The sequence below is a fragment of the Rhodococcus sp. AW25M09 genome, assembly GCF_000333955.1.
Classification (GTDB): domain Bacteria; phylum Actinomycetota; class Actinomycetes; order Mycobacteriales; family Mycobacteriaceae; genus Rhodococcoides.
Map to the genome: position 1 here is coordinate 1 of NZ_CAPS01000032.1, position 10204 is coordinate 10204.

Below are 10204 nucleotides of genomic sequence, written 5' to 3' on the forward strand. Positions count from 1 at the left end.
GCGGCCCAACAGCGTCAACAGGATTCGTGCCCCCGAGGAGCCGAGGGGATGTCCGAGTGCGATGGCACCGCCGTCGGCATTGACGATGTCCTCGTTCAGTTTCAACTGACGGATGACGCCGAGCGACTGGGCCGCGAAGGCCTCGTTGAGTTCGACGGCACCGAGGTCCTCGGCCGACCATCCCGCGCGAGCGAGTGCCTTCTGGGTCGACGGCACCGGCCCGAGACCCATGATGTGCGGTGCGATCCCTGCACTCGCGCTGGTGACGATGCGGCCGCGAACCTCGAGACCGTACTTCTTAACGGCTTCCTCGGAGGCCACCACCAGCGCCGAGGCACCGTCGGTGAACGGGGAGGACGTTCCGGCGGTGACGATGCCGTCCTTGCGGAACACGGTCTTCAGCGTGGCGAGTTTCTCCAGTGTGGTTGCCCGTCGCGGTGTTTCGTCCTCGGTGACCTCACCGCTCTTGGTCGTGACGGGCACGATCTCGTCGGCGAAGCGTCCGGCATCCTGGGCGGCGATGGCGCGCTGCTGACTGCGGAAGGCGAAGGCATCGGACTCCTCGCGGGTAATGCCTTCGCGCAGTGCTACTTCCTCGGCGGTTTCGCCCATCGACAGGGTGATCTTGGGATCGGTCCCCGCATCGTGCGAGGCGAAGGTCGGATTGGTGAAACGCCAGCCGAGGGAGGTATCGAAGATCTCGCCGGGCTTGGCCCACGCGGTTCCGGGCTTGGCCATGACCCAGGGCGCGCGGGTCATCGACTCGACGCCGCCGGCGACGATGATGTCGGCCTCGCCGCTGCGGATGGTGCTCGCGGCGTTGGCCACTGCCGTCAGTCCGCTCGCGCACAGGCGGTTGACGGTATAGCCCGGCACCGTGTGCGGGAGACCTGCGAGCAGGACCGCCATTCTGGCCACGTCCCGATTGTCCTCGCCGGCCTGGTTCGCGGCGCCCAGAACCACCTCGTCGATTCGATCGACGGGAACACCTGCTCGCCGGACGGCCTCGGCAACGACGAGCCCGGCAAGATCGTCGGGACGAACCGATGCCAGTGCTCCGCCGTAGCGTCCGTGCGGGGTGCGTGCGCCTGCTACCAAGAAAACTTCGCCCACTGGTGACTCCTTCGTATGGTTGACTCATTATTAACCGAACATTCGGTCGTTTGGCAAGGTTTGCCGTGCACGGTGCTGTGGAATCGGCCATCGGCTGGGAAGATGTGGCTATGACAACCGCACGCGCGCCGCGCAAGACCGGACAGCCAGGGCGGCCGGGATACGACCTGGATTCTCTCTTGGCGGTGGCGGTCAAGGTCTTCAACGACCGTGGATACGACGGCACCAGCATGGAAGTTCTGGCGAAGCGGCTCGGCATCACCAAGTCCTCGATCTACCACCACGTATCGGGTAAGTCCGAGTTGCTCGAACTGGCGCTGTCGCGCGCTCTCAACGCACTCTTCGCTGTGACGACCGAGGACCGGGCGACGGCCGGGCGGTACATCGACCGACTCGAATACCTGGTGCGCCGAAGTGTGGACATCCTGTGCGCGGAGCTGCCGTACGTGACGCTGTTGCTGCGCGTGCGGGGCAACACCGACGTCGAGCGGCGTGCGCTGGCCCGCAGGCGGGAATTCGATGCGTTCGTCACCGGGCTCGTGGTGGCGGCGGCGGAGGAAGGCGACCTTCGTCCCGGTGTCGACCCGGCCCTGACGTCCAAGCTGGTCTTCGGCACGGTCAACTCACTCATCGAGTGGTACCGCCCGCGCACCGGCGGATCCGTCGAAGAATTGGCCGACGCCGTCGTGGCGCTGACCTTCGACGGCCTGCGCCGCACCTAGAAGCGCGAGCCTTGACATCCAGGCGTTCGACGGCGATGGTAATTACCGACCGAACGTACGGTGAGATGGAGGCGTTGTGAGCAGACTTCTGGAAAGCTATGCCCAGGGCACGTGGTATTCCGAGACCGACGAGGGAGCGCCGCTGCTGAGCGCCGTCGACGGCAGCGAGATTGCCCGGGTGTCGTCCAGCGGTCTCGACGTCGCAGGCATGGTGGACTACGCCCGCACCGTCGGCGGCCCCGCGCTCGCAGCCCTGACGTTCCACGAGCGCGCAGCCTTGCTCAAGCAACTGGGCCTGACGCTGATGGCAGGCAAGGAGGAGTTCTACCAACTCTCCCGGCACACCGGAGCCACCACCCGCGATTCCGGTGTCGACATCGACGGCGGATTCGGAACCGTGCTGAGCTACGCAAGCAAGGCACGACGCGAACTCCCCAACGAGACGGTCTATCTCGACGGTGCGATCGAACAGCTCGGCAAGAAGGGCACCTTCCTCGGTCAGCACATCTACACCTCGCGGCGCGGCGTCGCCGTCCAGATCAATGCGTTCAACTTCCCCGTCTGGGGCTTCCTCGAAAAGCTGGCCCCAGCATTCATCGCCGGCGTGCCCTCGATCATCAAGCCCGCCAGCCAAACTGCCTACCTCACCGAGCTGGTGTTCCGACGGATCATCGAGTCGGGGCTCCTGCCGGAGGGTTCGGTGCAGCTGCTCTGTGGCAGCGCCCGCGGTGTGCTCGACCATCTCGGCGGCCAGGATTCGGTGGCCTTCACCGGATCCGCCGATACCGCTGCGAGCCTGCGCTCACACCCCAACGTCGTGGGCGAGGGATTGCATTTCACGGCCGAGGCGGACTCTCTCAATGCGTCGATCCTCGCGTCCGATGTCGCGCAGAGCGATCCCGAGTTCGACCTGTTCGTCAAGGGCGTCTTCGCCGAGATGACGTCCAAAGCGGGGCAGAAGTGCACCGCAATCCGCCGCGTGCTGGTGCCGCAGTCCTCGGTCGAGCCTGTCATCGAGGCACTGAAGGCGAAGCTCGACAAAGTCGTCGTCGGAGATCCGAAGGACGAGGGGGTCACCATGGGCGCGCTCGCCAGCATCGACCAGCGCGACGAGGTCCTCAAATCCATTCGTGGACTGACCAAGTCGGCCACGGTTGTCTACGGCGATCCAGACGCTGTTGATTCGCGGCCCGGTGCGTTCATGGCACCGGTGCTGCTGAAGGCCGGAGACAAGAGCGCACCCGAACCACACGAGATCGAGGCGTTCGGGCCTGTCGCCACCGTCATCGGTTACGAGAACACCGCAGATCTGCTCGATCTCGTCGCCCGCGGCAAGGGCTCACTGGTTGCATCTCTGGTGACCAAGGATTCGGCCATCGCCCGAGAACTCGTACTCGGCTGCGCTCCGTACCACGGCCGCATCCTGGTGCTGAATTCCGAGGACGCGAAAGAATCCACCGGCCACGGATCGCCGCTACCGGTGCTGGTGCACGGCGGGCCCGGACGAGCAGGCGGCGGCGAGGAACTCGGTGGAATGCGCGGAGTACTGCACCACATGCAGCGCACGGCAATCCAGGGAACCCCGGACGTGTTGACGGCCATCGGCAACAAGTGGGTCACCGGCGCGAAGCAGACGACCGGCGACGTACACCCGTTCCGCAAGAACCTGGGCGAGCTGACACTGGGCGACACCATCGTGGGCGGACCGCGGCAGGTCTCCCGGGCGGATATCGATCATTTCGCCGAGTTCACCGGCGATACGTTCTATGCGCACACCGATCCCGAGGCGGCAGCTGCCAATCCGTTGTTCGGCGGCATCGTCGCGCACGGCTACCTGGTGGTCTCGCTCGCGGCGGGTCTGTTCGTCGACCCGGCACCGGGCCCGGTTCTGGCCAACTTCGGCGTCGACAGCCTGCGATTCCTGACGCCGGTCAAGGCCGAGGACTCGTTGATTGTGACGCTGACCGCCAAGCTGATCACCCCGCGACAGAGCGCCGACTACGGCGAGGTGCGTTGGGACGCAGTCGTTGTCAACCAGAACGACGAACCCGTCGCCACCTACGACGTGTTGACCCTGGTTGCAAAGCCCGAGGACGCGTCATGAGCCTACGAGTAGCCGTCTGTTACGGAATGCCCGAGGACTCTGCCGCATTCGATCGGCACTACGCCGACATTCACGTGCCACTTGCGCGTGCGGTTCCGGGCTTGGTCGACTTCACCTGGGGCACCCTCGACTCGCTCGACGATTCAGCGCCGCCGTATTACGCGATCGCCAGCCTGTACTTCGCTGACGAGGCATCGATGAAGGCCGGACTGGCCTCGCCCGAGATGAAGGCCGCCGGCAAAGATTTGCGCAACTTCGCGACCGGTGGTGCCGTCATGTTCACCCAGAACGAGCGATCAGTGTTGCAGCCGTGAACGATTCGACGATTGCCCGGGAAATGTTCGAGGTCGACGCCGCGTCGCGCAAGCTCGGGATCGAATTGATCGAGTTGTCACCGGGTCACGCGAGAATGTCGATGGCCGTCACCGAAGACATGGTGAACGGGTACAACATCACGCACGGCGGCTACGTCTTCCTGCTTGCGGACACCACCTTCGCGATGGCCTGCAACTCGCACGAGGACTCGGCCGTTGCGGCGCGGTGCGACATCCGTTATCTCCGTCCGACGAAGACAGGGGATGTGCTCGTCGCCGACGCCGTCGAGCGGGCCCGGTTCGGCCGCAACGGGCTCTACGACGTGTCGGTGACGTGCGGAGACGAGCTGATCGCCGAGTTCCGCGGCGATAGTCGCACGATAGCGCGCTAGCGACCCAGCACGGGGAAGTACTGTGAATCGGTGACCACTGGGGACCTCTCGGCGCTGGCGGACGCAACTGCCACCGCAGTGGGCGGCGCTGTGTCGGTCATGGATCCGCAGGGCTTCGTCATCGCCTACTCGTCCGTTCCGGGACAACCGATCGACGAAGTGCGCCGAGACGGAATTCTCGGCAAACAGGTCCCGGTCGAATACATGGTGCATCACCTGGACCATGACTTCCGGCGAAGCTCGACGGTGCATGTGGTCGACGTTCCCGGAGTGCTGCCGCGACTGGCGATCGCTGTCTCGGCGGATGGTGATTACCTCGGCTCCATCTGGTGCATCGCGGCCGACGTCTGTCTCCGTCCGCCTGACCCGGGCACCGTGGCGGCAATGACGCGCGCGGCAGCAGCTGCAATGCCACTGCTGCTGGCGCGACGTCATCCGGCCGGTGCTGGCAACCCCAGGGCGCGTGCGCTACTGACCGATCCCGATGTGGTCACTCCGCCCGATAGTCGATATGTGGTACTGGCAGCGAGGGTGGAAGCGACGCAACCGAATGCGCTGCTGGTGCAGCTGGCAGATCTGTTGGAGCTCACGTTCGGGAACTCGCTCGATGCGGGCTGCGTCGTCGAGGATCGCGTGGTCCTGCTGGTGTCGGGCGACGACGAACGTGATGTCGTCGATGAGGCGGAGGAGGTTCGACGGCGCGCAGAGGCAGCATTCGGTGTGGCGGTGACCTTCGCGATCGGAGGCCCGGACGTCCGGCCTCGCGCAGCGCGCGTACATGCGCAGTGGCTTCTCGATTCCCTCGACAATGGTGCGCGGACAGCGACGTTCGAGAAGAGTCGCGTGTCGGTCGTTCTGGGTAGAGCGGCGGACGCGCTGTCGGAAGTCCCGCTGGCCGTACCGGCGGTCGAGCGGATGCTCGCATTCGACGCTGCCGAAGGCACCGACTATGCCGCGACAGTGCTGGCGCTGTTGTCTTACGAGTCCAATGTCGCCGCCGCATCTGCGTCGCTGTATCTGCACGCCAATACCTTTCGCTATCGGCTCAGGCGCACCAAGGAACTGTTCGGGCTCGATCTCGACGACGCGGACACGCGCCTGCTGGTGTGGATGTCACTGCGGCTCAATGCCGGGCGGTCAGGACCTTCCCTGGGTTGAGCAGGTAGTGCGGGTCGAGCAGTTCTTTGATGCCGCGCTGTAGTTCGGCTGCAACCGAATCGAGCTCGCTCTCGAGGAGATCACGTTTGAGCAGCCCCACTCCATGCTCACCGGTGATGGTTCCGCCCAGTGACAGTGCGAATGCCGCGATCTCGTCGAATGCCCGGTGAGCCTTGGCCAACGATGACGGGTCGACGGGGTCGACGATGACCGTCGGGTGGATGTTTCCGTCTCCGGCGTGGCCGACGACGCCGATGACGATGCCGATGCGCTCAGCTACCCGTCCGACCTCGTCGATCATCGCGGCGAGATGCGAAATGGGAACGGACACATCGTCCACCAACGGAGAGCCGAGTTTTTCCAGTGCGGGGTAGGCCAGTCGACGTGCCTGAACCAGCTGTTCCGATTCGACCTCGTCCTCGGCGACAGCTACATCCGTCGCACCGGATTCGGTGCACAGTGCGGCGATCGCTTCGAGCTCCTGTACTGCGCCTGCGCCTACATCGGACTGGGCGATCAGCACTGCGGCGGCCTCGGTGCCGAAGTCCATCCGCGCGTAGGCGTCGATCGCGGCGATGGTGGTGCGGTCCAACAGCTCGAACAGACTCGGAGTGATGCCTGCAGCACGGATACGCGTGACTGCCTCTCCCGCTGCGACGGTGGACGGGAAGGTCGCGGCCATCGTCAGTGGGGTGGCGGCTGGAAAGTCGAGTCCGACGGTGGCCTCGGTGATGATGCCGAGGGTGCCTTCGGATCCGACGAACAGGTCTGCCAGGGACAGCCCCGCAACGCCCTTGACAGTGCGTCGACCGACGAAGGTGGCTCGGCCGTCGGCAAGTACGACGCGAAGTCCGCGCACGAATCGTGCTGTGACGCCGTATTTCACGCAGCAGAGGCCACCGGCATTGGTGGCGATGTTGCCCCCGATCGTCGACGCCTCCCAGCTGGACGGATCGGGGAGGTAGGTCAAACCATGCTCTAGGGCTGCGTCTTTGAGCTCCTTGTTGGTGACTCCGGGTTGCACGACGGCAATGCGGTTGACGACATCCAATTCGATGATGCTGTTCATGCGGCGGGTGTTGAGGACAATGGCTCCGACGCTGGCATTCGCGGCACCGGCGAGGCCCGTCAGTGCGCCCTGCGGCACCACGGGAATGCGATGTGCCGATGCAAGCTTCATGATGGCTTGCACATCCGACTCGGTGGTCGGCAGTACCGCCGCCAACGGCAGGGTCGATTCGCAAAGAGCCGCTGCGTCGTGCCGGTAACTTTCGAGGATATCCGGATCGGTCACCACCGCGTCGGTGCCGAGGGCGTGCATCAATTCGTCGATGATCGGGGAATCGAGCACGAGAGTCGAGGTCGGTGCAGCCATGGCTTCGAGTATGACGCTCCGTCACTGCGGATGTCTGCGTCGTTTCGGACGAACCCGAGGGCTCCGATCGGTGGTTTCGGACGAAGTTCCGTATCGGGTGCCCGATGATGGCTCCCACCACCTTGACAAACGATGGTGTTGCCGGTCACAGTGATTACCGACCGAATGGACGGTGCATTTCGTCCGATTCCCCGGATGTTGGAATTCGCGAGTCTTCACACGTCAGACCCTGTCCCGCACTACTTTCAGTATGCCGCTCGACGCCTGAGCGCCGGAGCCCGAACGAAACGAGACAAGTCGATGTCAACCCAAGTCGAGACGCCCACCGGGGTGTCGCGCGAGCATCGCCGCGCCGCCATGGCGAGCATGGTCGGAACCACCGTCGAGTGGTACGACTTCTTCATCTACGCGCAGGCGGCCTCACTGATCTTCGCGAACTTGTTCTTCGCCCCGATGGGAACAGCCGGCCAGCTCGTCGCCTACGTCACCATCGGGATCAGCTTCATCTTCCGCCCGCTCGGTGCCATCGTGGCCGGCTACTTCGGCGACAAGATCGGTCGTAAGAAGGTCCTCATCGCCACCCTGACGATGATGGGTGCGGCCACCGTGGGTATGGGTCTGCTCCCCACCTACGCGACCATCGGAATCTGGGCACCGATCATCCTGATCCTGCTGCGCATCCTGCAGGGGTTCTCGACCGGCGGCGAATGGGGAGGCGCGGCGCTGATGGCCGTCGAGCACGCTCCCAAGGGCAAGCGTGGGATCTATGGCGCAGCAACCCAAATGGGTGTTCCACTCGGCATGCTCATTGCGGTGGGAACGTTGGCGCTGTGCACCGGCTTGCTCAGCGAAGAGCAGTTCGAGGCCTGGGGCTGGCGCATACCGTTCCTCATCAGCTTCGTGCTGATCCTCGTCGGCTTCTACATCCGACGTCGCGTCGAGGAGACTCCGGTGTTCAAGGAGCTCTCGGAACGCAAGGAGCGCAACCACACTCCCGTCGGCTCACTGTGGCGCACCAACAAGAAGCAGGTCATGCTGGCCGCGCTGTCGTTCATCGGCACCAACGGCAACGGCTACATCATCGTCGGCGGCTTCATCGTGGCGTACTCGACCAGGGAACACGGTCTCGCTCGCGTGGACGTGTTGGTCGCCAGCCTGTTCGCGGCCATCGTCTGGGGAGTATTCACTCTGCTCGGGGCGCATCTGTCCGATCGCTACGCCCGGACCACCATCATGAACCTCGGAAACGCGGCAATGGTGCTGTGCGCCATCCCGTTCTTCCTGCTTGTCGATACCGGTGAATTGCACTGGATCTACGTGGCCCTCGGTATCTTCGCCGTCGGGCTCGGGCTCTCCTACGGTCCGCAGCCGGCTCTGTACGCCGAGATGTTCCCCGCCGCAGTTCGGTTCAGTGGCGCATCCATCGGCTACGCGATCGGCACCGTGCTCGGTGGGGCATTCGTTCCGACGATCTCCGAGGCACTGTTCAAGGGGACGGGGACGTCGATGTCGATCTCGATCTACCTGATGATCCTGGCGGCCATCTCCTTCATTGCGACCTCGCGAATCAAGAACCGACGAGACGAGGATTTGAACGTCTGACACACCTACGACGAAAGCCCCGGTTTCGGGGCTTTTGTTGTCTGTTCTTCAGACTGCAGCGAGCTGATTACCGAAACAGGTTATCTGAACACTGGCGGGCGGCATTCTCGGCGAAATCTTCGCCGACCAGTCGACTGAGTTGATCGACTCGACCAACCGAACGTCTACAGCATTGGTCAAGCCCCCACCGTGGCGATGCCGACCCCGAAGACTAACCAGTAGTTCCACTGCTGGGCTGACAACCTAGTCGGCGGGCAGGGCGGCGGCGGCGGCGGCGACTTTGGCTGCAACATCGTTCAATGAAGAGTCTTTCGTGTTCAGTCCAGCATGCGAGGCGAGCATTGGGCTCACATCGTTGAGATCGTCGAAGCTCACGCCGTGCAGAACGGGGACAACGCGACGACTCGACAGCAATACTGCGAGTTCCTTCTCGGCCACACCCTCGGCCTCGATACTCTTTAGCAGTGCAGGCGTGACCAGCACAATCCCGACGCGGGAATTCCGGAGGCCTTTGTCGATCTCGCGGATCATGAGCGAACCGAGGGGGAGATCTTCCTCGCTAAACCAGACTGAAGCGCCGTTCGCTTTCAAGAAGCTGTACAAATCCTTCGCGCTACCTTGTCTGTCGTCCCACGCATGGCACAGAAACAGGTCGCGGCGGTCTGGATGCGCCTGGGCCTGTTTGCTCGCCTCCTTCGTGAACGGCTCGACGGTGAGCCACTCTGTCGAGGTGTACGACACAGACCGGCCTGTCCTAGTCCGCCGCGAGCGTCCGCTACTGACTCCGGATGAGCTGTTTAGCCTCGTTCCGCCGCTGTACGCGGACGACTGACCGCCACCGGACGGGTACGACGAGTAGTAACTGCCCCTGCCGCCACATGCAGGGCAGTTCGCGCGCCCACTTGCAGTGTGGTGACCTCTAGACGGTGCTGTGCATTGCGCCATACATCAAGGATAGACGGGGGGTCTGACACTATCGGCACGCTTGGCCCTGGCTTCGCGACAGAGACCTTCCGATACGGATCGGCTTCATGAGCTTGAGAGTTGCACGCGAGGGCCGGAATGCGGTGAATCCCACTTCTAGCTCCTCAGTCATCATCGATGCCACCTGATTCTGACGGCGCTCATCGAAATTCCCCGATCGTGCTCAGTGAAATTCCCTACCTGTGAGCGGTCTTCACTGTAGTGGTCGGCGGGTTCCGGTGGTGGCTTTGCGGAGGTTCTCCGATCGGGCGTTGTGGTCTCGCAGGCGGTAGGAATCACCGTCGAGGTTGAGTACGACGGAGCGGTGTAGGAGTCGGTCGAGCATTGCCGCGGCGACGGTGTTGTCGCCGAGAACTTCACCCCACGAGCCGACGCCACGGTTGGTGGTCATCACGATCGAAGTCTTCATATAGCGTTGCGAGACAACCTGAAACAACGCT

General features: G+C 63.7%; 10 protein-coding genes. 6 read left to right on the forward strand and 4 right to left on the reverse strand.

Features of this window, described 5'->3' with window-relative positions; all coding sequences use genetic code 11:
* On the reverse strand, positions 1 to 1113 hold a 1113-nt coding region (locus RHODMAR_RS06075), incomplete at its 3' end, for a thiolase family protein (protein ID WP_008712399.1).
* A gap of 110 nt (positions 1114 to 1223) precedes the next feature.
* Between RHODMAR_RS06075 and RHODMAR_RS06080 the strand changes: the two genes are divergently transcribed.
* The 5 genes from RHODMAR_RS06080 to RHODMAR_RS06100 all read left to right on the forward strand — a co-directional run bounded on the left by RHODMAR_RS06080 (position 1224) and on the right by RHODMAR_RS06100 (position 5803).
* On the forward strand, positions 1224 to 1835 hold the full coding sequence (locus tag RHODMAR_RS06080; protein ID WP_008712400.1) for a TetR/AcrR family transcriptional regulator: 612 nt from the start codon (positions 1224 to 1226) through the stop codon (positions 1833 to 1835).
* Between the two features lie 76 nt (positions 1836 to 1911).
* The gene (gene paaZ, locus RHODMAR_RS06085; RefSeq protein ID WP_008712401.1) at positions 1912 to 3939 is read left to right on the forward strand and encodes a phenylacetic acid degradation bifunctional protein PaaZ; all 2028 of its coding nucleotides are present in this window, start codon (positions 1912 to 1914) and stop codon (positions 3937 to 3939) included.
* A complete protein-coding gene (locus RHODMAR_RS06090; RefSeq protein ID WP_008712402.1) occupies positions 3936 to 4253 on the forward strand; it encodes an EthD family reductase in 318 nt (105 codons plus the stop codon). The genes paaZ and RHODMAR_RS06090 overlap by 4 nt, the downstream gene beginning before the upstream one ends.
* A gap of 23 nt (positions 4254 to 4276) precedes the next feature.
* Positions 4277 to 4645, forward strand: coding sequence for a hydroxyphenylacetyl-CoA thioesterase PaaI (paaI, locus tag RHODMAR_RS06095; protein ID WP_051047829.1), 369 nt, complete (start codon positions 4277 to 4279; stop codon positions 4643 to 4645).
* Positions 4646 to 4675: 30 nt separating this feature from the next.
* A complete protein-coding gene (locus RHODMAR_RS06100; RefSeq protein ID WP_008712406.1) occupies positions 4676 to 5803 on the forward strand; it encodes a PucR family transcriptional regulator in 1128 nt (375 codons plus the stop codon).
* Here RHODMAR_RS06100 and RHODMAR_RS06105 read toward each other — a convergent pair.
* Positions 5769 to 7178: an FAD-binding oxidoreductase gene (locus tag RHODMAR_RS06105; RefSeq protein WP_008712408.1), complete on the reverse strand. Its 1410-nt coding sequence runs from the start codon at positions 7176 to 7178 to the stop codon at positions 5769 to 5771. The genes RHODMAR_RS06100 and RHODMAR_RS06105 overlap by 35 nt on opposite strands.
* Before the next feature lie 300 nt (positions 7179 to 7478).
* On the opposite strand from RHODMAR_RS06105, the gene RHODMAR_RS06110 reads away from it, so the two are divergent.
* Entirely contained in the window at positions 7479 to 8780 is a 1302-nt protein-coding gene (locus tag RHODMAR_RS06110) for an MFS transporter (RefSeq protein ID WP_008712409.1), read from the forward strand.
* Positions 8781 to 9023: 243 nt separating this feature from the next.
* On the opposite strand, the gene RHODMAR_RS06115 is transcribed toward RHODMAR_RS06110, so the two are convergent.
* Both RHODMAR_RS06115 and RHODMAR_RS06120 read right to left on the reverse strand, forming a co-directional pair.
* On the reverse strand, positions 9024 to 9521 hold the full coding sequence (locus RHODMAR_RS06115) for a toll/interleukin-1 receptor domain-containing protein (RefSeq protein ID WP_008712410.1): 498 nt from the start codon (positions 9519 to 9521) through the stop codon (positions 9024 to 9026).
* A gap of 436 nt (positions 9522 to 9957) precedes the next feature.
* Positions 9958 to 10204, reverse strand: a 247-nt coding sequence (locus tag RHODMAR_RS06120; RefSeq protein WP_042938197.1) for an ATP-binding protein, incomplete at its 5' end; no start/stop codon positions are given.

Excerpts from the sequence above, each read along its gene's own strand:
- paaI (WP_051047829.1), top strand. The coding sequence starts at position 4,277 with ATGTTCGAGGTCGACGCCGCGTCGCGCAAGCTCGGGATCGAATTGATC.
- RHODMAR_RS06080 (WP_008712400.1), top strand. The coding sequence starts at position 1,224 with ATGACAACCGCACGCGCGCCGCGCAAGACCGGACAGCCAGGGCGGCCG.
- RHODMAR_RS06110 (WP_008712409.1), top strand. The coding sequence starts at position 7,479 with ATGTCAACCCAAGTCGAGACGCCCACCGGGGTGTCGCGCGAGCATCGC.
- RHODMAR_RS06105 (WP_008712408.1), bottom strand. The coding sequence starts at position 7,178 with ATGGCTGCACCGACCTCGACTCTCGTGCTCGATTCCCCGATCATCGAC.
- RHODMAR_RS06090 (WP_008712402.1), top strand. The coding sequence starts at position 3,936 with ATGAGCCTACGAGTAGCCGTCTGTTACGGAATGCCCGAGGACTCTGCC.